This is a genomic window from Salmonella sp. 741265055_HSA (assembly GCF_046569525.1).
In the GTDB taxonomy this organism is placed as follows: domain Bacteria; phylum Pseudomonadota; class Gammaproteobacteria; order Enterobacterales; family Enterobacteriaceae; genus Salmonella; species Salmonella enterica.
Map to the genome: position 1 here is coordinate 36,475 of NZ_JBKFSQ010000004.1, position 21,644 is coordinate 58,118.

The 21,644-nt window shown below is 54.1% G+C and carries 17 protein-coding genes; 8 read left to right on the forward strand and 9 right to left on the reverse strand.

The window, feature by feature from the left end:
* Window positions 1–68: 68 nt before the first annotated feature.
* Both tal and tkt read left to right on the forward strand, forming a co-directional pair.
* Entirely contained in the window at window positions 69–1,019 is a 951-nt protein-coding gene (gene tal, locus ACLD4K_RS03450; RefSeq protein ID WP_411011388.1) for a transaldolase, read from the forward strand.
* Between the two features lie 19 nt (window positions 1,020–1,038).
* Window positions 1,039–3,039, forward strand: coding sequence for a transketolase (gene tkt, locus ACLD4K_RS03455; RefSeq protein ID WP_411011389.1), 2,001 nt, complete (start codon window positions 1,039–1,041; stop codon window positions 3,037–3,039).
* Between the two features lie 62 nt (window positions 3,040–3,101).
* Here the strand turns inward: tkt and ACLD4K_RS03460 are convergent, their stop codons facing one another.
* The 3 genes from ACLD4K_RS03460 to nudK all read right to left on the reverse strand — a co-directional run bounded on the left by ACLD4K_RS03460 (window position 3,102) and on the right by nudK (window position 5,204).
* Window positions 3,102–3,332, reverse strand: coding sequence for a hypothetical protein (locus ACLD4K_RS03460; RefSeq protein ID WP_000700635.1), 231 nt, complete (start codon window positions 3,330–3,332; stop codon window positions 3,102–3,104).
* A gap of 128 nt (window positions 3,333–3,460) precedes the next feature.
* Window positions 3,461–4,504 carry a DUF1176 domain-containing protein gene (locus ACLD4K_RS03465; RefSeq protein ID WP_001270669.1) on the reverse strand — a complete coding sequence of 348 codons (1,044 nt, stop codon included), beginning with the start codon at window positions 4,502–4,504 and terminating at the stop codon, window positions 3,461–3,463.
* 124 nt (window positions 4,505–4,628) lie between these two features.
* On the reverse strand, window positions 4,629–5,204 hold the full coding sequence (gene nudK / locus ACLD4K_RS03470; protein WP_000084033.1) for a GDP-mannose pyrophosphatase NudK: 576 nt from the start codon (window positions 5,202–5,204) through the stop codon (window positions 4,629–4,631).
* Window positions 5,205–5,407: 203 nt separating this feature from the next.
* Between nudK and pbp4b the strand changes: the two genes are divergently transcribed.
* Window positions 5,408–6,706, forward strand: coding sequence for a penicillin binding protein PBP4B (pbp4b, locus tag ACLD4K_RS03475; protein ID WP_411011390.1), 1,299 nt, complete (start codon window positions 5,408–5,410; stop codon window positions 6,704–6,706).
* Window positions 6,707–7,093: 387 nt separating this feature from the next.
* Here pbp4b and aegA read toward each other — a convergent pair whose 3' ends face one another.
* A complete protein-coding gene (gene aegA / locus ACLD4K_RS03480) occupies window positions 7,094–9,055 on the reverse strand; it encodes a formate-dependent uric acid utilization protein AegA (RefSeq protein WP_411011391.1) in 1,962 nt (653 codons plus the stop codon).
* A gap of 185 nt (window positions 9,056–9,240) precedes the next feature.
* Between aegA and narQ the strand changes: the two genes are divergently transcribed.
* Both narQ and acrD read left to right on the forward strand, forming a co-directional pair.
* The gene (gene narQ, locus ACLD4K_RS03485; protein WP_411011392.1) at window positions 9,241–10,941 is read left to right on the forward strand and encodes a nitrate/nitrite two-component system sensor histidine kinase NarQ; all 1,701 of its coding nucleotides are present in this window, start codon (window positions 9,241–9,243) and stop codon (window positions 10,939–10,941) included.
* Between the two features lie 184 nt (window positions 10,942–11,125).
* A complete protein-coding gene (gene acrD, locus ACLD4K_RS03490) occupies window positions 11,126–14,239 on the forward strand; it encodes a multidrug efflux RND transporter permease AcrD (protein WP_411011393.1) in 3,114 nt (1,037 codons plus the stop codon).
* Window positions 14,240–14,340: 101 nt separating this feature from the next.
* Here acrD and ypfM read toward each other — a convergent pair whose 3' ends face one another.
* A complete protein-coding gene (gene ypfM, locus ACLD4K_RS03495) occupies window positions 14,341–14,400 on the reverse strand; it encodes a protein YpfM (protein WP_001386977.1) in 60 nt (19 codons plus the stop codon).
* A gap of 537 nt (window positions 14,401–14,937) precedes the next feature.
* Between ypfM and ACLD4K_RS03500 the strand changes: the two genes are divergently transcribed.
* From ACLD4K_RS03500 to ACLD4K_RS03510, 3 genes are read left to right on the forward strand one after another with little or no spacing between them, the layout of a single operon-like run.
* A complete protein-coding gene (locus tag ACLD4K_RS03500) occupies window positions 14,938–15,294 on the forward strand; it encodes an ArsC family reductase (RefSeq protein WP_183059702.1) in 357 nt (118 codons plus the stop codon).
* Between the two features lie 3 nt (window positions 15,295–15,297).
* Window positions 15,298–16,425: a succinyl-diaminopimelate desuccinylase gene (gene dapE, locus ACLD4K_RS03505; RefSeq protein ID WP_001277825.1), complete on the forward strand. Its 1,128-nt coding sequence runs from the start codon at window positions 15,298–15,300 to the stop codon at window positions 16,423–16,425.
* A 27-nt stretch (window positions 16,426–16,452) separates the two neighbouring features.
* Window positions 16,453–16,653, forward strand: coding sequence for a YpfN family protein (locus ACLD4K_RS03510; protein ID WP_000383839.1), 201 nt, complete (start codon window positions 16,453–16,455; stop codon window positions 16,651–16,653).
* A 26-nt stretch (window positions 16,654–16,679) separates the two neighbouring features.
* Here the strand turns inward: ACLD4K_RS03510 and tmcA are convergent, their stop codons facing one another.
* From tmcA to bamC, 4 genes are all read right to left on the reverse strand, one after another.
* The gene (gene tmcA, locus ACLD4K_RS03515) at window positions 16,680–18,698 is read right to left on the reverse strand and encodes a tRNA cytosine(34) acetyltransferase TmcA (protein WP_411011394.1); all 2,019 of its coding nucleotides are present in this window, start codon (window positions 18,696–18,698) and stop codon (window positions 16,680–16,682) included.
* Between the two features lie 15 nt (window positions 18,699–18,713).
* Window positions 18,714–19,577, reverse strand: coding sequence for a neutral zinc metallopeptidase (locus ACLD4K_RS03520; RefSeq protein WP_001267519.1), 864 nt, complete (start codon window positions 19,575–19,577; stop codon window positions 18,714–18,716).
* A gap of 130 nt (window positions 19,578–19,707) precedes the next feature.
* On the reverse strand, window positions 19,708–20,421 hold the full coding sequence (purC, locus tag ACLD4K_RS03525) for a phosphoribosylaminoimidazolesuccinocarboxamide synthase (RefSeq protein ID WP_001171630.1): 714 nt from the start codon (window positions 20,419–20,421) through the stop codon (window positions 19,708–19,710).
* Window positions 20,422–20,595: 174 nt separating this feature from the next.
* Complete coding sequence (bamC, locus tag ACLD4K_RS03530; protein WP_183058958.1) at window positions 20,596–21,630, reverse strand: outer membrane protein assembly factor BamC; 1,035 nt, start codon at window positions 21,628–21,630, stop codon at window positions 20,596–20,598.
* Window positions 21,631–21,644: the final 14 nt, after the last annotated feature.

Here is a 21,644-nt window from a genome sequence, read left to right on the forward strand (position 1 = left end):
GTATCAATCTTTCAGAAGTGTGAATCAACACACTCATCTAACACTTTACTTTTCAAGGAGTATTTCCTATGAACCAGCTAGACGGCATCAAACAATTCACTACCGTCGTCGCCGACAGCGGCGACATCGAGTCCATCCGCCACTTCCAGCCGCAGGATGCCACGACAAATCCCTCTTTACTGTTGAAAGCCGCCGGGCTTGAGCAGTATGGTCATTTGATTGAGGATGCGATTGCCTGGGGAAAAAAACACGGCGGTACGCAGGAACAGCTGGTTGCGGCAGCCAGCGATAAACTGGCGGTCAATTTTGGCGCGGAAATACTGAAAAGTATTCCCGGTCGCGTCTCCACTGAAGTCGACGCGCGGTTATCGTTCGATAAAGAAAAAAGTATCGAGAAAGCGCGCCATCTGGTGGATCTCTACCAGCAGCAGGATATTGATAAATCGCGCATTCTGATCAAGCTCGCCGCGACCTGGGAAGGTATCCGCGCCGCCGGGCAGCTCGAAAAAGAAGGCATTAATTGCAACCTGACGTTGTTGTTTTCTTTTGCCCAGGCGCGCGCCTGCGCCGAAGCGGGCGTCTATTTGATCTCTCCGTTCGTGGGCCGAATTTACGACTGGTATCAGGCGCGTAGTCCGCTGGAACCGTATGTCGTGGAGGAAGATCCCGGCGTGAAATCGGTACGCAATATCTACGATTACTTTAAACAGCATCGCTATGAAACCATCGTGATGGGCGCAAGTTTCCGCCGTACTGAGCAAATCCTCGCGCTGACCGGCTGCGATCGACTGACTATCTCCCCTAACCTGCTTAAAGAGCTGAAAGAAAAAGAAGAACCGGTGATCCGTAAACTGGTGCCTTCCTCGCAGATGTTCCACCGTCCTACGCCAATGACGGAAGCGGAGTTCCGCTGGGAACATAATCAGGACGCGATGGCCGTAGAGAAGCTGTCGGAAGGTATCCGTCTTTTTGCTGTTGACCAGCGCAAACTGGAAGACCTGCTTGCCGCCAAACTATAAACCTTGCATGGAGTGATTTATGTCCCGTAAAGACCTTGCCAATGCGATTCGTGCGCTGAGCATGGATGCCGTTCAAAAAGCCAATTCCGGGCACCCCGGCGCGCCGATGGGAATGGCGGATATCGCTGAAGTGCTATGGAACGATTTTCTTAAACATAACCCCACCGATCCGACCTGGTATGACCGTGATCGTTTTATCCTTTCCAACGGTCACGCCTCCATGCTGCTCTATAGTCTGCTGCATTTAACCGGTTATGACCTGCCGCTGGAGGAGTTAAAAAACTTCCGTCAACTGCACTCTAAAACGCCAGGTCACCCGGAGATTGGCTATACGCCCGGCGTTGAAACCACCACCGGGCCGCTGGGCCAGGGGCTGGCGAATGCCGTCGGGCTGGCGATTGCCGAGCGTACGTTAGGCGCACAGTTCAACCGGCCGGACCATGAGATTGTCGACCACTACACCTATGTCTTTATGGGCGACGGCTGTCTGATGGAGGGGATCTCGCATGAGGTGTGTTCGCTGGCTGGTACGCTGGGACTGGGCAAACTGATCGGCTTTTACGATCACAACGGCATCTCCATTGATGGCGAAACCGAAGGCTGGTTTACCGACGATACCGCCAAACGTTTTGAAGCCTACCACTGGCATGTCGTGCATGACATTGACGGGCACGATCCGGAGGCGGTGAAAAAAGCCATTCTGGAAGCCCAGAGCGTAAAAGACAAACCTTCGCTAATTATCTGTCGGACGGTGATAGGTTTTGGCTCGCCGAATAAAGCCGGGAAGGAGGAGTCGCACGGCGCGGCGCTGGGCGAAGAAGAGGTGGCGCTGACCCGCCAGAAGCTGGGATGGCATCATCCGGCGTTTGAGATCCCAAAAGAAATTTACCGCGCGTGGGATGGCCGTGAAAAAGGTGAGAAAACGCAGCAGCAGTGGCAGGAAAAGTTTGCTGCTTATGAGAAGGCTTATCCTGAGCTGGCCGCGGAGTTTACCCGCCGGATGAGCGGCGGACTGCCGGAGACATGGGAGTCCGCCACGCAAAAATTTATTAACGACTTGCAGGCTAATCCGGCCAAAATCGCCACCCGTAAAGCATCGCAAAATACGCTCAATGCCTATGGTCCCCTGTTGCCGGAACTGTTGGGCGGATCGGCGGATCTGGCGCCGAGCAACCTGACTATCTGGAAAGGTTCGACCTCGTTAAAAGAGGATCCGGCAGGTAATTACATCCACTATGGCGTGCGCGAATTCGGCATGACCGCCATTGCCAACGGCATCGCCCACCACGGTGGCTTTGTACCGTATACCGCCACGTTTCTGATGTTTGTCGAATATGCGCGTAACGCGGCGCGTATGGCGGCCTTAATGAAAGCCCGGCAGATTATGGTCTATACCCACGACTCCATCGGTTTGGGCGAAGATGGCCCGACGCACCAGGCCGTGGAACAACTGGCGAGCCTGCGCTTAACGCCAAACTTCAGCACCTGGCGTCCCTGCGATCAGGTTGAGGCAGCAGTCGGCTGGAAGCTGGCAATTGAACGTCAGCACGGGCCGACGGCGTTGATTCTCTCGCGGCAGAATCTGGCGCAGGTGGAACGCACGCCGGAACAGGTGAAAGCAATTGCTCGCGGCGGTTATATTCTCAAAGATAGCGGCGGCAAGCCGGATATCATTCTGATCGCTACCGGATCGGAAATGGAAATTACCCTCCAGGCGGCGGAAAAATTGACTGGCGAGGGGCATAACGTTCGCGTGGTGTCGTTGCCTTCAACGGATATTTTCGATGCGCAGGACGAGGCATATCGCGAATCAGTGCTACCGGCGCACGTGACCGCCCGCGTCGCGGTGGAAGCCGGTATAGCCGACTACTGGTATAAATATGTTGGCCTAAAAGGCGCAATTATCGGCATGACGGGATACGGTGAATCCGCCCCGGCTGACAAACTGTTCCCGTATTTTGGCTTTACCGTGGAAAATATTGTAGAAAAAGCCCGCCGGGTGCTGAATATCAAAGGCTAAGGCGAGCGTTAGCAACACAGACTTTGCACAGTCTGCAGACCTGTTCTGTAGGCTGTGCAAAATTACTTCGTAGACTCAGGCGCATCTGACTGCCCGATGACGACCTCATCAATGGATTTATGGCACATCAGGCAAAAGGCCTTTTTTTTATGCGCCTGCAATGTTGAATCCCACGCCGCTGATCCGCCTTCTTTATTCACTTTTTCTCTTATCGCCGCCAGCCGATCTATTTCATAATAAGCGCTCAGGCAGCCACAATGGGGGCATAATACGGGGCCATTATTTATTTTCATACTATTTCCTGCTGTGGTGAGGCTATCGGGTAAAGTAACAATCCTACCGTAACGTAGCAATCTCTATACCATAAATGAAACCTCAATAGGTGTATCCCTATTCTGAAAAGGGGGATAACAACCAGGATTCAACGCGTGATCCACAGCGTAGGCCAGGCATCCGGCCCGTGCCAGCTATCGCAGCTCGGTTCTTCGGCATAACGCACCAGACGAAAACGATCGCCATCATAACGCCAGCGCGTCTGGATACCGCAGTCGGTTAACCCCCGCCCTTTCGCCAACGTCACCAGCTCGCGCGTTTTCTCGTCAAAGAAGGCGTTCATCAACTCCATGTCATTACTTTCGACGCCGCGATTAAACGGCAGCCGCAAACGTACGGCGCGCGAGGCGAGCGTTTTTTTGCGTGAAACTACCCAGGCGAGATCAATGGTGTTATAGGCGCCGGCTTCGCAGTTAACAATCAATAACGCTTTATCATCCGTCAACGCGCTGACCTGCGTCTCACGACGCAGCGGGTCAAGCGAACAACGAATGCCGTTTACCCGCCATGCTGCGTAGTCCAGCAGATCGTCGCGTTCTTCCTCACTCAGCGGTACGGGCGTTGGATTAATCACGGCGATCCCCTTTAATGCCGGCGCCGGGGGCACGCTGAGCGGCGGTTCGTTTCCTTTTTCAATCCAGGCGGTTTCGCTACCCACACGTTTTTGTTGCGCGTCGATAAACAGTAATGCCGCTTTTAATCCCGCCAGCGAAAGCGTCTGAACGCCGTTTTTTAAGGTGATGGCCTGCGCATCCTGAATCGTCTGTAAAAATGCGGTGATGGTGGCAGGATCGCCGGTCATGAGATGCCAGGGCGACACGCGCCAGTGTGGACTGTTGAACGAAAGCGGTTTGCCATCCAGCAATAAGCGAGGCGCAATTGCGGCTTCTTTAGCGTCGGGCGGCGCCAAACCGCCGCGGTCGATACGCAGTACCGCATCGGTACGCGCCCCGGCGCTGCGGCTTAATGTCATCACCAGCCCATGATGTTCGCCAGTATTGCGCGCTACGCAAAAATTTTGGTTATTGCAGGTGACCTGCCAGTCGGAAAAAGTCCGTTGCGCTGGCGCAGCCCACAGTAGCTGGACCGGCAACAGGCCAAACAGACAAAAAAGAATAACGCGGTAGCGCATGAACGGAACAACCCCAGATTCAGAACAACACAGCTAAGGCGGTATCTTCCTTGCGCGCCTCAGGGTTCTCAATCAGATTTATCGGATTGGTCTTTTTTGTGTAAAGAAGTATATTTCTTTTTTTTCAGTCCATTAGATGAGACGTCTGTAAATAGTTAAGCAATAACACGGTCTTACCGTCCCGAATCTCGCCTGAGCGCACCATTTCCAGCGCCCGGGAAAACGGCAGTTCAAGCACCTCAATCTCTTCATCCTCCACGCCGCCGCCGATGCTGGCGCGCTCGCTATCATGATATTCGGCAATGAAGAAATGAATCAGCTCCGTGACGCCGCCTGGCGACATATACAGCTCAAATATCTTGCGTACCTCACCAACGTCATACCCTGTCTCTTCAATGGCCTCTTTACGGATACAGACCTCCGGCTCGTCGTTATCAAGCAGGCCAGCGCAGGTTTCAATTAACATACCGTCTTGATTACCGTTGACCCATGTCGCCACGCGAAACTGACGAACCAGAAGCACGGTTTTTTTAGTTGAGTTGTAAAGCAGAATAGTTGCGCCATTCCCGCGATCGTAAACCTCACGCTTGTGACGGATAACCTCGCCATTACGACGGGTCAGGTCATAGGTAATGTTGCGCAGAGTAAAATAATTATCAGAAAGAATTTTATCCTTAATAAGCGTAATGGTTTGCGACATGCTGGCTCCAGGGTGTAAAAAGAGCATTAATATTACGCCGTGAAGTCGGTTTTGTCTGCTGAAGGGGTTACCCTCAAGGCCGACTGAACGGACGTGCAGCCATATTTTCCTGTCACTACCATGACCATATTCTGCTTCTCCGGGCCGCAGAGTTCATGCTTGCGATATGATTTGACGGCCGGAGTGAGACTGAGGGAATCATCATGAAATTTACTCTCGTTGCAACGGTTCTACTGACATTTTCCCTTTCAGCTTTTGCCGTTGAGTATCCGGTATTGACCACCGCGAGCCCTGATCAGGTGGGGTTTGATAGCCAAAAACTTCACCGACTTGATGGCTGGATTCAAAATCAAATTGATGCCGGATATCCCAGCATCAATCTTCTGGTGATAAAAGATAATCATATTGTTCTACAAAAAGCCTGGGGCTATGCCAAAAAATATGACGGTTCCACGCTGTTAGCCCATCCCATTTGGGCGACCACTAATACGATGTATGACCTGGCTTCAAACACAAAAATGTATGCCACTAACTTTGCATTGCAAAAACTGGTATATGAGGGAAAAATAGATGTCAATGATTTGGTATCAAAATACATCCCCGGCTTTAAGGATATGCCTGGGGATAAAATAAAAGGCAAAGATAAACTCCGCATTATTGATATTCTTCATCACGTCGCGGGCTTTCCTGCCGACCCACAATATCCCAATAAAAACGTCGCCGGTAAATTATTCTCACAGAGTAAAAGCACTACTCTGGAGATGATTAAAAAGACACCGCTGGAATATCAACCTGGGTCGAAGCATATCTACAGCGACGTGGATTATATGATTCTTGGTTTTATCATTGAATCGATAACGGCAATGCCATTAGATCGCTACGTCGAAACCACCATTTATAAACCGCTTGGATTAAAACATACCGTCTTTAACCCGCTGATGAAAGGCTTCACACCGCCGCAAATCGCCGCAACGGAACTACACGGCAATACGCGTGACGGCGTGATTCATTTCCCCAATATTCGCACCAATACACTATGGGGCCAGGTGCATGACGAAAAAGCCTGGTACTCAATGGGCGGCGTTTCAGGACACGCCGGACTGTTTTCTGACACCCATGATATGGCTGTGTTAATGCAAGTCATGCTCAATGGGGGCGGCTACGGTAACGTGAAGCTATTCGACGACAAAACGGTTGCGCAGTTTACTCGCCGCTCGCCAGAAGACGCTACCTTTGGTCTGGGGTGGCGCGTTAACGGCAACGCCTCAATGACCCCAACGTTCGGGGTATTAGCCAGTCCGCAAACGTATGGACATACCGGATGGACCGGCACGCTGACGTCTATCGATCCGGTTAATCATATGGCGATTGTGATTTTAGGTAACAGGCCGCACTCGCCGGTAGCAAATCCTAAAGTGAATCCGAATGTTTTTGTCAGTGGATTATTACCTGCGGCGACGTATGGCTGGATTGTTGACCAGATATATGGTTCCTTAAAATAAAAATTAAGAGCCTATCCCACCAGGCGTTATTGGCGCAGCCAGTTTGGACACGGACAGCGCGCAAAAACCGGAGCGTACACGTAGTACGTGAGGATTTTGAGCACTGCCCAGGACCAAAATGGCAAGTAAAATAGCCCTAATGGGATAGGCTCTAAGAAGGGATTCTGATAGCGTCCCTTCCTTCAATTTACACTCTATTTTCAATACTAAGATTGGCCTCATCAGGCCTGTTAAACGTCGACCCGACGGGAAAATGTTTATCGCAGGGCGTCCAGCCCTGCGAGCGTCAACATTTCTGCAAACGGAGTAAGGTTAGCCAATAAGTTTAAGATTTTTTATCACTCAATCATTTAACCGTTCCAGGCCTTAACCGGCCTACAAATACGCTTATTTAGCTAACCAGTCGAGTATCCCCTGCGCGGCATGTCGGCCTTCTGCCATCGCCGTCACCACCAGATCGGCGCCGCGCACCGCATCGCCGCCGGCGAAAATTTTCGGGTTGGACGTCTGGTAACGAAACTCGCTCTCGACGCTGGCGGCAATACGTCCCCAGTTATCCACCTTCACGCCGTGCGATTCGAGCCACGACATACCATGCGGATGAAAACCAAACGCCATAATGACCGCATCCGCCGGCATCACGAACTCGCTGTCCGGTACAGGTACCGGGCGGCGTCGCCCCTGACCATCCGGTTCGCCAAGCCGCGTACGCAAAAAGCGAATACCGCTGGCGCGCCCGTGCGTATCCAGCACCAACTCAACCGGCTGAACGTTAAATTCAAAGTTCGCGCCCTCTTCCCGCGCGTTTTTCACCTCTTTTTTCGACCCCGGCATATTGGCCTCATCGCGGCGATAAGCGCAGGTGACGTTGGCAGCGCCATGACGCAGCGCCGTACGTACGCAGTCCATTGCGGTGTCACCGCCGCCCAGCACAATCACGTTAAGACCCGCAGTATCAATAAACGGCTCGTCAGGCGACGCCGGAAGCCCCATCACCTGTTTGGTATTGGCGATGAGGAATGGCAACGCATCATATACCCCCGGCGCGTCTTCATTCGGTAAATCAGCCTTCATGGAACGGTAGGTTCCTACCCCGACAAAGACGGCGTCATAACTCTCCAGCAGCGTCTCCAGAGAAATATCTTTCCCTACTTCGCAGTTAAGCTCGAAACGAATCCCCATCGCGCTGAAGATCTCCCGACGGCGCGCCAGCAGAGATTTATCCAGTTTGAAAGCCGGAATGCCAAAGGTGAGCAAACCGCCGATTTCCGGGTGGCGATCGTAGACGGTGGCGCTTACGCCATGGCGCACCAGCACGTCAGCGCAGGCAAGACCTGCCGGCCCCGCGCCGATAATCGCCACGCGCTTATCGCTCTTCTGTACGTCCGACAGGTCGGGACGCCAGCCTTTGCTCAGAGCGCGATCGGAGATATAGCGCTCAATGTTGCCGATGGTAACCGCGCCATATTCATCGCGGAGTGTACACGCGCCTTCACATAGCCGGTCCTGCGGACAGACGCGCCCGGTAATTTCCGGCAGGCAGTTGGTCTGGTGGGAAAGCTCTACCGCCGCATCAATATCGCCAGCTTTCACCAGTTCGATCCACTGGGGAATATGGTTATGCAGCGGACAGGTCCATTCGCAGATACTGTGTTCCCCGCATGTGAGGCAGCGGGCCGCTTCACGCTCCGCCTGCGCGGCGCGAAACGGCAGATAAATTTCCTCAAAGGTGGTTTTACGCGCTTCAATCGCCAGTTTATCCGGTTCGCCGCGCGGCGGCGTCGCCTGCATACGCTCGGCTTTGCTGCTTGCTGCCCCACTGTGTTGTGTATCCACGGTATGCCAGGGGCGAATCTCCTGCCGGGCGGTACGCAGCCGTCGCGTTTTAGCCAGACGGGTCAACGAGTCTTCGGTGACCAGTTGCAGCGCATCCGCCGGGCAATTTTCCACACAGGCCGGACCCTGTTCACGTCCCTGACACAGATCGCATTTATGCGCGCTGGCTTTGAACTGGTTTGGCGCGACGGGCGTCAATACCATCTGCATGGTGCCGAATGGGCAGGCGACGACGCAGGATTTACAGCCGATGCACTTCTGCGCATTGACCTGCACGCTGTCGTTAATATGCGCGATCGCGCCGTTCGGACAGCTACGGGCGCAGGGCGCATCTTCGCAATGGTGACATGTGACCGCGCTGCGCTGGTGCTGATGTTTAATGACAGTAATTCGGGGCTGATAGCGCTGTGACGTCAGGACATGTCGCTCATCATTGTGAGCCATTACGCAGGCGACCTCGCAGGCATGGCAGCCCAGACACTGCTGGCTATTGGCCATAATAAAACGATTCATGGCATCCTTCTGTTTTGGTTGTAAAAACCTTATTCTTTATATGAGCATTGTTATTAACTGACGAAGGCGGGGTCGGCAATGTTCATCTGCCCAGGAAGCACAACTATCTGTCCAGAACCTGTGGCAGATCAATTTATTTCAAAGCAAATGCGATTGCGATTCAGCTAAATGCGGGGAGTGCCAGCGTGACGGTTAAACGCCCGGTCTCAGCCAGTCTGGCTAAGGCTTTTTTCTATATTGTGCTGTTGTCTATTCTGTCCACCGGCAGCGCATTACTGACGCTGACCAGCAGTTTACGGGATGCCGAAGCGATCAATATCGCCGGTTCGCTACGAATGCAGAGCTATCGGCTGGGTTACGATCTGCAAAGCCGTAGCCCGCAGATTAATGCGCATCGTCAACTTTTTCAGCACGCACTCAACTCGCCGGTACTGCAAAATCTCAACGCCTGGTATGTGCCGCAGGCGGTGAAAACTCGCTACGCGCGCCTGCACGCCAACTGGCTGGAGATGAATAGCCGCCTACAGGACGGCGACATTGCCTGGTATCAGACCAATATCAACAATTACGTCGATCAAATTGATCTCTTCGTTCTGGCGTTACAGCATTACGCCGAGCGTAAAGTCATGCTGGTCGTCGCCATATCGCTGGCGGGCGGTATCGGCATATTTACGCTGGTCTTTTTTACCCTACGGCGTATTCGCCAGCAGGTCGTTCGCCCGCTGAATCAACTGGTCACCGCCAGTCAGCGAATTGAACATGGTCAGTTCGCCCCGCTGCCGCTGGATACCAGCTTACCCAATGAACTGGGATTGTTGGCGAAAACGTTTAGTCAGATGTCGAGCGAGCTGCATAAACTTTACCGTTCGCTGGAAGCCTCGGTGGAAGAAAAAACGCACGATCTGCACGAAGCGCATCGCCGCCTGGAGGTGTTATACCAGTGCTCCCAGGCGCTGAATACCAGCCAAATCGATGTCCACTGTTTTCGCCATATTTTGCAAATTGTCCGTGAACATGACGCCGCCTGGTATCTGGAGTTAACCGTGGGCGATAACTGGCGGATTAGCGAAGGCACGCAAAGCCCCGACCTGCCGATGCAAATGCTGCCAGTGACGATGCAGGACACGGTCTATGGCGAACTCCACTGGCAAAGCCCCAACGTTAATGCCTCTACGCCGCTGCTGAACAGCGTCTCCACGATGCTGGGGCGTGGCTTGTACTTTAATCAGGCGCAAAAACACTTCCAGCAACTTTTGTTAATGGAAGAGCGCGCGACGATTGCCCGTGAGCTACACGATTCGCTGGCGCAGGTACTTTCTTATTTACGTATTCAGTTAACGCTTTTGAAGCGCGCTATTCCTGACGATAACGCCGGCGCGCAAAGCATCATGGCGGATTTTTCCAGAGCGCTGAACGACGCCTACCGTCAGCTTCGCGAGCTACTCACCACGTTCCGTCTGACGTTACAGCAGGCCGATTTACCCTCCGCATTGCATGAGATGCTGGAAGATTTACAGAGTCAGACCCCGGCCAAACTCACGTTGGATTGCCGTTTACCCACGCTGGCGCTGGATGCGCAAATGCAGGTGCATTTGTTGCAAATTGTGCGTGAAGCGGTCCTGAACGCCATTAAACACGCCAACGCGAGCGAAATCGCCGTAAGTTGCGTCACCGCGCCTGACGGCGATCATACCGTTTATATTCGCGATAATGGCATTGGTATCGGCGAACCGCATGAGCCTGCCGGACACTATGGTCTGAATATAATGCGTGAGCGCGCGGAACGCCTTGGCGGCACGCTGAATTTTTCGCAACCCTCCGGCGGCGGCACGCTGGTCAGTATCAGTTTTCGCTCCTCCAACAAGGAAGAGAGTCAGTTAACGTAAAGAACGGCAAATCGCCGGAAGGCCAGATGTCAGGTTTTCCGGCGTTGGCACAAAAAGTATGCTGTAAAAGCGCATGATAATTTACATTATCTCCTTTATTTCTCCACGTTTGGCTCGTAGCTTGCCGCTACAGTGAAGCAGTTCAAATCTATAACGATATGTAGAAACATGAGGTTCCCCTTTAATGGCGAATTTTTTTATCGATCGCCCCATTTTTGCCTGGGTGCTGGCTATCCTGTTGTGTCTGACAGGGGCGTTAGCCATTTTTTCTTTACCTGTTGAACAATATCCCGATCTGGCGCCGCCCAACGTACGTATTACCGCGAATTATCCGGGAGCGTCGGCGCAAACGCTGGAAAATACCGTAACCCAGGTTATTGAGCAGAATATGACGGGCCTCGATAATCTGATGTACATGTCATCACAAAGTAGCGGCACCGGACAGGCGACCATCACCCTGAGCTTTATTGCGGGAACCGATCCTGATGAGGCGGTTCAGCAGGTGCAAAACCAGTTACAGTCCGCGATGCGTAAACTGCCGCAGGCGGTACAGGATCAAGGCGTCACGGTACGCAAAACGGGCGATACCAATATTTTGACCATCGCTTTCGTCTCTACCGACGGCTCTATGGACAAGCAGGATATCGCCGACTACGTCGCCAGTAATATTCAGGACCCGCTCAGCCGCGTCAACGGCGTCGGCGATATTGACGCTTATGGTTCACAGTACTCTATGCGTATCTGGCTCGATCCGGCCAAATTGAATAGTTTTCAGATGACCACGAAAGACGTGACCGATGCAATTGAGTCGCAGAATGCGCAAATCGCCGTCGGGCAGCTTGGCGGTACGCCTTCGGTCGACAAACAGGCGCTGAACGCCACCATTAATGCGCAGTCACTGCTGCAAACGCCGCAACAATTTCGCGATATCACCCTGCGCGTTAATCAGGACGGTTCCGAGGTCAAACTGGGCGATGTCGCCACCGTGGAGCTGGGGGCGGAAAAGTATGACTACCTCAGCCGTTTTAACGGCAAGCCGGCTTCCGGTCTTGGCGTTAAGCTGGCTTCCGGCGCGAACGAAATGGCGACCGCGAAGCTGGTGCTGGATCGCCTCAACGAGCTGGCGCAGTACTTCCCTCAAGGGCTGGAATACAAGATCGCGTATGAAACCACCTCCTTTGTCAAAGCCTCGATTATCGATGTGGTCAAAACGTTGCTGGAAGCTATCGCGCTGGTTTTCCTGGTGATGTATCTGTTCCTGCAAAACTTTCGCGCCACGCTAATTCCGACGATCGCCGTGCCGGTAGTATTAATGGGCACCTTCTCCGTGCTTTACGCGTTTGGCTACAGTATTAACACATTAACCATGTTCGCGATGGTGCTGGCGATCGGGCTCCTGGTCGACGATGCCATCGTGGTGGTGGAAAACGTCGAACGTATCATGAGCGAAGAAGGGCTCACGCCGCGTGAAGCGACGCGCAAATCCATGGGACAAATCCAGGGGGCGCTGGTCGGTATCGCGATGGTGCTGTCTGCGGTATTCGTGCCGATGGCGTTCTTTGGCGGTACCACCGGGGCGATTTATCGTCAGTTTTCTATCACCATTGTCTCGGCAATGGTGCTGTCGGTGCTGGTCGCCATGATCCTGACACCGGCGCTGTGCGCAACGTTATTAAAACCGCTGCACAAAGGCGAACAGCACGGGCAACGCGGATTTTTCGGCTGGTTTAACCGTACCTTCAATCGTAATGCCGAACGTTATGAGAAAGGCGTAGCGAAAATTTTGCATCGCAGCCTGCGCTGGATTCTGATTTATGTTCTGTTGCTTGGCGGCATGGTGTTCCTGTTTCTGCGCCTCCCCACCTCCTTTCTGCCGCAAGAAGATCGGGGCATGTTCACTACGTCTATCCAGCTACCGAGCGGCTCTACGCAACAGCAGACCCTGAAAGTCGTTGAAAAAGTTGAAAACTATTACTTCACCCATGAGAAAGACAACATTATGTCGGTCTTCTCGACGGTAGGTTCCGGCCCTGGCGGGAATGGGCAAAACGTCGCGCGCATGTTTGTTCGCTTGAAAGACTGGGACGCGCGCGATCCCACCACCGGCTCCTCGTTCGCCATTATTGAGCGGGCGACAAAAGCATTTAACCAGATTAAAGAAGCTCGCGTCTTCGCCAGCAGCCCGCCGGCAATTAGCGGTCTGGGCAGCTCCGCCGGTTTTGACATGGAATTACAGGATCACGCCGGAGCAGGCCATGACGCGCTGATGGCCGCACGAGATCAACTCATTGATCTGGCCGGGAAAAACAGTTCCTTGACCCGCGTGCGCCACAACGGCCTGGACGACAGCCCGCAACTGCAAATTGATATTGACCAACGGAAAGCGCAGGCGCTGGGCGTATCGATTGACGATATCAACGACACCCTGCAAACAGCCTGGGGATCGAGCTACGTCAACGACTTTATGGACCGGGGCCGCGTGAAGAAGGTCTATGTTCAGGCCGCAGCGAAATATCGTATGTTGCCGGATGATATTAATCTTTGGTATGTCCGTAACAAAGACGGCGGCATGGTCCCCTTCTCCGCCTTCGCCACCTCGCGCTGGGAAACCGGCTCGCCGCGTCTGGAACGCTATAACGGCTATTCGGCGGTAGAAATTGTCGGAGAGGCCGCGCCGGGGGTCAGTACCGGGACGGCGATGGATGTCATGGAGTCGTTGGTGCATCAGCTACCGGGCGGTTTTGGCCTGGAATGGACAGCCATGTCTTACCAGGAACGGCTCTCCGGCGCGCAGGCACCCGCGCTGTACGCTATTTCGCTATTAGTCGTCTTCCTGTGTCTGGCGGCATTGTATGAAAGCTGGTCGGTGCCCTTCTCGGTGATGCTGGTTGTGCCGCTCGGCGTCATTGGCGCGCTACTCGCTACCTGGATGCGCGGGCTGGAAAACGATGTTTACTTCCAGGTGGGGCTGTTGACCGTTATCGGCCTCTCGGCGAAAAACGCGATTCTGATTGTGGAATTCGCCAACGAAATGAATCAGAAGGGACACGCGCTGTTAGACGCCACGCTGTACGCCAGCCGCCAACGCCTGCGACCGATACTGATGACTTCGCTGGCGTTTATCTTTGGCGTATTGCCGATGGCCACCAGCACCGGGGCGGGCTCGGGTAGCCAACATGCTGTCGGAACCGGCGTGATGGGGGGAATGATCTCAGCAACCATTCTGGCTATCTTCTTTGTACCCCTGTTTTTCGTGCTGATACGTCGCCGCTTCCCGCTGAAGCCGCGCCCGGAATAAGCTCCCGGCCAGCCTGATACGAGGTGTCGGGCACAAAAAAGGCGACTTTCGTTGAGTCGCCTTTTCTTATCCCCTATGGGAGCGCGGTGCCTTCCAGGCATTTATTTACGAAGCATGACTTCGATAAAATCTTTCCAGTTCCCCAGTTCACGTTCAATCATAATAGCCTCTCTTATTATTATGGGTATTCTACGTAGTTAGCGGTATATACCCTTCATACTTCAAGTTGCTTATGTGTTGGCTACGCTCGCTCACCCCAGTCACATAGTTATCTATGCTCCTGGGGGCTCACTCCCTTGCCGCCTTTAAGCAACTCGAATTATTTTGGGTATACAGAGAAGTTCATTTAACCGATTGTTGCGATATCCTCTGGTTATGCTGTCTATGATATTACTATGGCGCTGTAGCCATAAATTTTATGTGACTTACTGCAATATTTAGCAATATTAATACCTTTTCTACTACTTTAGCAAATCGGGTTAAAAAACAAACAATTGCATATGCGCAAAATAGGATTTACCCCGCGAATTATAAACAAGCCATATCTGGAACGTTTTGGAATCATTATTCACATTCACTCAACAATGTTATATTGATTGCCAATCAGTGCTGGATAAATAACCAATAACAGCCACACTTATTATCCCGCAGACGATACTATTGATTATTTATTCGAATTTCGCGTTAAAGGATTCAATATGATTACCCTCTATGGCATTAAGAATTGCGACACGATCAAAAAAGCGCGCCGTTGGCTGGAGGAGCATGGCATTGATTATCGTTTTCACGATTACCGTGTGGATGGCATAGACCTCCCTCTTCTTAATACCTTTATTGCCGAACTCGGCTGGCAGCCTTTACTGAATACGCGCGGCACAACATGGCGCAAACTGGATGAAGGCCACCGCAGCGGGATTATCGATGCCGACTCCGCCGCTGCTCTCATGGTTGAACAGCCGGCAATCATCAAACGCCCATTGCTCTGCGCGCCCGGGAAGCCTATGCTGCTTGGTTTCAGTGAATCCCGTTATCAGCAGTTTTTTGATGAGGTGTAGTCTATGTCGTGCCCGGTTATTGAGCTGACACAGCAACTTATTCGTCGCCCCTCCCTGAGTCCGGATGACGCAGGCTGTCAGGCATTAATGATTGAACGCCTACGTAAAATCGGTTTTACCATTGAGCATATGGATTTTGGCGACACGCAAAATTTTTGGGCATGGCGTGGGCGTGGCGAAACGCTGGCGTTCGCCGGGCATACTGACGTCGTACCGGCTGGCGATGTCGATCGCTGGATCAATCCGCCGTTTGAACCTACGATTCGCGACGGAATGTTGTTCGGTCGCGGCGCGGCGGATATGAAAGGTTCACTGGCGGCCATGGTGGTGGCTGCTGAACGTTTTGTTGCGCAGCATCCTCATCACCGGGGCCGCCTCGCGTTTTTGATTACCTCTGATGAAGAAGCCAGCGCAAAAAATGGCACCGTAAAGGTGGTTGAAGCGCTGATGGCCCGTAACGAGCGGCTGGATTACTGTCTGGTCGGCGAACCTTCCAGTACGGAAATTGTGGGCGATGTCGTCAAAAACGGGCGTCGCGGTTCCCTCACCTGTAACCTCACTATTCATGGCGTTCAGGGGCACGTCGCCTATCCGCATCTGGCGGATAACCCTGTTCATCGCGCCGCGCCTTTTCTTAATGAACTGGTCGCTATCGAGTGGGATCGGGGCAATGACTTTTTCCCGGCCACCAGTATGCAGGTAGCCAATATCCAGGCAGGCACCGGCAGCAATAATGTCATTCCCGGCGAACTGTTCGTGCAATTTAACTTCCGTTTCAGCACGGAACTGACCGATGAGATGATCAAAGAACGAGTACATGCGCTGCTTGAGAAGCATCAGCTACGCTATACCGTAGACTGGTGGCTTTCCGGCCAGCCGTTCCTGACCGCACGCGGCAAGCTGGTGGACGCGGTGGTAAACGCCATTGAGCACTATAATGAAATTAAACCGCAATTACTGACGACGGGCGGTACGTCCGACGGACGTTTTATCGCCCGTATGGGAGCGCAGGTGGTAGAACTGGGGCCGGTGAACGCCACCATTCATAAAATTAATGAATGTGTGAATGCCGCCGATCTCCAGCTACTGGCCCGTATGTATCAACGCATTATGGAACAGCTCGTCGCCTGATGAGCGTTCCGGTAAGAGGAAATAAGCATGGACTGGCTGGCAAAATATTGGTGGATTCTGGTATTGGTGTTTCTGGTAGGCGTACTGCTGAATGTGATCAAAGATCTCAAACGCATCGACCATAAGAAATTCCTTGCCAATAAACCTGAGCTGCCCCCGCATCGCGATTTTAACGATAAGTGGGACGATGAAGACGACTGGCCGAAGAAAGATCAGCCGAAAAAGTAACCGGATAACATGCCGGACAGGTATCGCTATCCGGCATGGTCCCCACCGCCGGGCATTACGTCGCGTAAACGCTGCGTTCGTCCGGCATCCAGCGCAATTAGCGCCTGTGCCGCCTGCGCACGTTGCAACGCCAGCAGAGCTTTACGGCCTGAAATGCGTAGCCGGGCGCACAGTTCGGCATCGCTGGCTTTTTCTTCCAGCCGCCCTCTCAGCGCCGGTAATGGCAATGCGCTGTATTGCAGTAAACGATGCAGGCAACCTAACGATGTCAGTAGCGGACGGTGCGCGAACGCAAAACCGACCAGCTCACGCCAGTCTTCATCATTAAGCGCCTGTTCGCGCAACGCCGCCAGCGGTATCTCCTCGCCGTTCCACTGCGTCAGGATATCCGCATCGCGGCGCAAACGTCGGTGTTCCTGTTGCGCCAGCCGTTTTCCCGCGTCGCTCAGCGGCAATAACGCCATCGCCGTATAGCAACCGCTGCTCGCCTCCCGATGGTTGCCCATCCGTACCAGCACAAAGCCGCAACGTTGCCAGAAACGCCACAGCTCCGGTGTATAGCCGAAACTGACGGAAAGATAATCACACTGCGCCGCCTGCACGCACGCGCAGGCAATCAACTGCTGACCGATGCCTTCGCGCTGGCGGGCGGGGTGCACCGCGATACGGCTTACGCGACGCCCGACCAGCGTCGCGGCTAAAGGGTCGCTACCATGCGCCGCCAGCGACTGCGCCACCAGATTTCCACGCGGACGCCGGAAACCGCACCATACAGCCTGACTGAGTTCTGCGGATAAGCCCCCCTCTTCGACCAGCCAGACGGCGCCCGCCACACGGTTATTCGCCGTGGCCTGCAAGAAATGCTGTCCTGGCGCATCCATCATTCGGCGCAGATCCAGCGGCGAAGTACGATAGTGCGCCCCCGACAGTAACTGATACACAGCCCTCGGCAACGCGGGCGTCTTCCCCCAGGCCTGTTGGTAAAACGCCGAGATGGCTATCGCGCCATGTGGCGCCTGCGCAAACGCTTCATCGTCGAATATCAGCGCCTCGCTGACGATATTTTCCAGCGGGCATTCTGGCGCCCAGCGGACAGGCTGACGAAGCGTGAAGCGGTGAAGCTGCGGAAAACGGGCGCAAAACTTAAGTAAAAAACCGCGTCCGGTGCCTTCGTAGCCCTGAACAGTGGTGGTGAGTAGTATGCGGGGAAAGCGCGAAACCAGTTGCAGCAGCAGCGGCGCGGGGATTGCCGCCGCCTCGTCAACCACCAGCCAGTCGGCTCTTGCCCCGCCCGCCAGCAACGCATCCGGCGCCATAAAGCAGAACCGCTCACCGGCAAACGCTGCCAGGATATCCGTTGCCGTTTTCGCCGGTGCGGTCACGATAGCCGTGCCCGCCATCCGGGAGATGAATTGCCCGGCCAGCGCCGATTTGCCGCGCCCACGGGGGGCAATCACCGTCGCCACGCCGGGCGGCATTTCACGTAAACGCGATAAGATAGCCGCCTGCTCCGGCTGCGGCTCGCCGGTGGCGGGTCGCCAGCGTCCACGGAAAGGATAAGATGGCCAGCAAAACGGCTGGCGCTGTCGCCAAAGCAGCGTTTGCGGATCGCGGGAGAAAGTCCGTTTAAGATGCTGTGCAAACTGCGGTGTGGGGATAGGCTGCGCGCAGTCGCTCCAGCGCAGTGAATCGGTATCAGGCCTGCTTTCCCACGTCTCGTACGGCGGCATCAGCAGAAGCAGCCAGCTTCCGGCCTGCAAGGTCCCGCTCAGGGCGGCAAACGCTGCGGCGTCAAAGCCCTGCCAGGCATCAAATATCGCATGACGAAATTCACGGCCCAGCAGCGTTTGTAACGCCTGTGGCGTACAGCACGGCTGTGCGGGCGCATCAGGCGCGACCCACAGCCAGTCACCGGGCAATGCAGCGCGTATCGCCTCGGCCCGCTCCCGGCACCACGCCGCATCGCCGCTGATGACCAGTAAACGGCGAATGCCTTCCTGTGTCATTTGCGACGTTAACGCCTGTAGCGCATCGATATCAGACATCCCTGCCCCAGTTTATCAAAAGTTTTTGCCAAACGTATTACATTGCGCCGGGTCACCGCTGTCAAATCCACGCTTAAACCAGCTGTAGCGCTGTTCTGAGGTGCCGTGGGTAAAACTATCCGGCACGACGCGCCCCTGCCCCTGTTGCTGTAAGCGATCGTCGCCGATAGCCTGTGCGGCATTGAGCGCCTCTTCCAGATCGCCCGCCTCCAGTACGCCTTGCTGCTGCATACTGTGTCCCCACACGCCGGCAAAGCAATCCGCCTGTAGCTCCATGCGCACCGAAAGGCGATTCACCTCCGTTTGCGACGCGTTTTGCTGTAGCTGGCGTACTTTCGGCTCAATACCTAACAGTTTTTGTACGTGGTGGCCGACTTCGTGGGCGATGACATAACCCTGAGCAAAATCACCGTCCGCGCCCAGCTTATTTTTCATATCATCGTAAAATGAGAGATCGATATAGACGGTGCCGTCCGCCGGGCAGTAAAACGGCCCCATCACGGACTGACCCGCACCACAGCCGGTGCGCGTCATACCACGGTACATCACCAGTTTTGGCTGCTGATAGCCGCGGCCCATTTTTTGAAAGAGTTGCCCCCAGGTATCTTCGGTCGTCGCCAGAATCACCGAGGTAAATTTTGCCGCTTCATCATCATTGGGGCTTATCGAACGCGTCGACTGCTGCTGCGAAATCGGCTGACCGGTCAACAGACCGGTTAAATCCACCCCATAGTACCCTGCGACCAACACCACCACCAACAGAATGATGCCGCCTTTTCCGCGCGGAAGACGAAAGCCAGGGCCACCCAGCGAGGGGCCGCCTGGCCGATTACGTCTGTCCTCTACATTGTTACTTTCACGACGCCCTTGCCAGCGCATAATCACCTCATTCTCTCTTTGTTATACAGATGATCGTAGGCGGTCAGGCGCAGGATTACCACAGGTAAACGCTATCAGAATGAGGAAAGGATGATACCGGAGAGCGGTTGCCCCCCGGTCAGAAGCGGAATTAATCTAATTTCACGCCCAGGCGATGCGCGACGGCTTCATAGGCTTCAATCAGACCGCCCAGGCTCTGGCGGAAGCGGTCTTTGTCCATTTTGTCCAGCGTCTCTTTATCCCACAGGCGGCTGCCGTCCGGCGAAAACTCATCGCCCAGCACCACTTCGCCTTTGTACAGGCCAAACTCCAGTTTGAAATCCACCAGGATAAGACCCGCGTCATCAAACAGTTTTTTCAGTACGTCGTTGGCTTTGTAGGTTAGCTCTTTCATACGCGCCAGATTTTCCTGACTTACCCAACCGAACGTTTCACAGTAGGAACTATTCACCATCGGGTCGTGCAGCGCGTCGTTTTTCAGGAACAGATCGAATATCGGCGGGTTAAGCTCCATGCCTTCTTCCACGCCCAGACGCTTGACCAACGACCCTGCCGCACGGTTGCGCACCACACATTCAACCGGCACCATCTCCAGCTTCTTCACCAGACACTCGGTATCAGACAGCAAACGTTCCATCTGGGTCGGGATGCCCGCCTCGGCCAGTTTGGTCATAATGAAATGGTTGAATTTGTTATTTACCATGCCTTTGCGATCAAACTGTTCAATGCGCGCGCCATCCCCTGCTGACGTATCATTGCGGAATTCGAGCACCAACAGGTCCGGGTTTTCCGTGCTGTATACGGTTTTCGCTTTACCACGATACAACTCAGCTTGCTTTTGCATCTTTAACACTCCTGGGTGTGAATTAACGATAAGTATTCATTTTCTGCTACGCCTGCCGGAGACGCCGGCCTGTAATTGTGGTGCGAAATAGCGGTTAAATCGCGTTTTTGTACCGACGCACACGTTTGCGTATCTTATCAGAAAAAAGGGCCGGATTACTCCAGCCCTGTTAAATTACTTGTTGAACGCAGCCTGGAAGACGGCAACCAGCGCGTCGTTCTGGCTTTGCGTCAGAGTATGCCCCTTAGGATCGATAAACTGCAAGCTGCTGCGGTTATCTAAATCGCCGACCTGCAATTTATAGTCTCCGGACGCCAGGCCCGGGTCGCTAGCGCCCAGATCCCGCCAGTCGCTGTCAGACAACGGTTTGTACGTTACCGCCATGCTGCCCTGAGAGCGAGTGCTGTCGGTGACTTTCATGCCCACTTTTTCCAGCGCGGCCGGGAGGCGCTGCCACACGAGGTTGAACGGACCACGAACGACCAGCATAGGTAAACCGGTATCATCAGCGGCGCTCTGCACATCCATCGTTGCGGCGGAACGGTTCTGCGCGGCATTTGCCGCATCCGTAGCGGTCTTATCCAGACCGGCGGAAATGACGTTCATCATTTCAGTGCTATAGCGCTGCAGCGACGCCGCGTCAGCAACCGGCTTGCCAGCCTGTTCCAGATTAACCAGTTTTACCGTTACCGCCTGCTGATAGCCCTGCGGCTTCACCGAGATTTGATAACGTCCACGATACTGTTCGTCTTCATCCAGGCGGTTCCAGCTTACCCAATCGGTCGTCAGGGTCTGGCTGGCATCGTCACGTTTTTCAATCGAATAATTTTTCGCCTGAATCACGCTGACGACTTGCGGCCACAGCGTGCTGCTACGGCCATTTTCCACCAATAGCGTCGCGGTATCGCCAGAGAACTGGGTACGCGCGCCGCTCACTAACGCTAACGGCTGCGCCGGCGGACGGATATCCAACGCCTTACCAACCGCGCCGCTCCCCTTTGTGACCGGAATAACATAGTCGCCGGTCGTGATCGGCAGGATCATTCCTGCCGGGGCGTGAAGTTCAGCAAGCGGCGCGGCATCCAGATAGGATTCATCGCCGCTTACCTGGCGCTTGTAGCGCGAATCGGAACTACAGGCAGCGAGCAGCAAAACAAGCGAAACACCCGCAACCTTCGCCAGGCGCGACTTTTGTACTGAGTAAGCCATCAAATCTCCCTAAA

Bases quoted from the DNA above. Each gene is read 5' to 3' on its own strand.
- purC (WP_001171630.1), bottom strand. From the start codon at position 20,421: ATGCAAAAGCAAGCTGAGTTGTATCGTGGTAAAGCGAAAACCGTATAC.
- acrD (WP_411011393.1), top strand. From the start codon at position 11,126: ATGGCGAATTTTTTTATCGATCGCCCCATTTTTGCCTGGGTGCTGGCT.
- tkt (WP_411011389.1), top strand. From the start codon at position 1,039: ATGTCCCGTAAAGACCTTGCCAATGCGATTCGTGCGCTGAGCATGGAT.
- ACLD4K_RS03510 (WP_000383839.1), top strand. From the start codon at position 16,453: ATGGACTGGCTGGCAAAATATTGGTGGATTCTGGTATTGGTGTTTCTG.
- ACLD4K_RS03465 (WP_001270669.1), bottom strand. From the start codon at position 4,504: ATGCGCTACCGCGTTATTCTTTTTTGTCTGTTTGGCCTGTTGCCGGTC.
- nudK (WP_000084033.1), bottom strand. From the start codon at position 5,204: ATGTCGCAAACCATTACGCTTATTAAGGATAAAATTCTTTCTGATAAT.
- pbp4b (WP_411011390.1), top strand. From the start codon at position 5,408: ATGAAATTTACTCTCGTTGCAACGGTTCTACTGACATTTTCCCTTTCA.
- aegA (WP_411011391.1), bottom strand. From the start codon at position 9,055: ATGAATCGTTTTATTATGGCCAATAGCCAGCAGTGTCTGGGCTGCCAT.
- ACLD4K_RS03460 (WP_000700635.1), bottom strand. From the start codon at position 3,332: ATGAAAATAAATAATGGCCCCGTATTATGCCCCCATTGTGGCTGCCTG.
- ACLD4K_RS03500 (WP_183059702.1), top strand. From the start codon at position 14,938: ATGATTACCCTCTATGGCATTAAGAATTGCGACACGATCAAAAAAGCG.
- ACLD4K_RS03520 (WP_001267519.1), bottom strand. From the start codon at position 19,577: ATGCGCTGGCAAGGGCGTCGTGAAAGTAACAATGTAGAGGACAGACGT.
- tal (WP_411011388.1), top strand. From the start codon at position 69: ATGAACCAGCTAGACGGCATCAAACAATTCACTACCGTCGTCGCCGAC.
- dapE (WP_001277825.1), top strand. From the start codon at position 15,298: ATGTCGTGCCCGGTTATTGAGCTGACACAGCAACTTATTCGTCGCCCC.
- tmcA (WP_411011394.1), bottom strand. From the start codon at position 18,698: ATGTCTGATATCGATGCGCTACAGGCGTTAACGTCGCAAATGACACAG.
- bamC (WP_183058958.1), bottom strand. From the start codon at position 21,630: ATGGCTTACTCAGTACAAAAGTCGCGCCTGGCGAAGGTTGCGGGTGTT.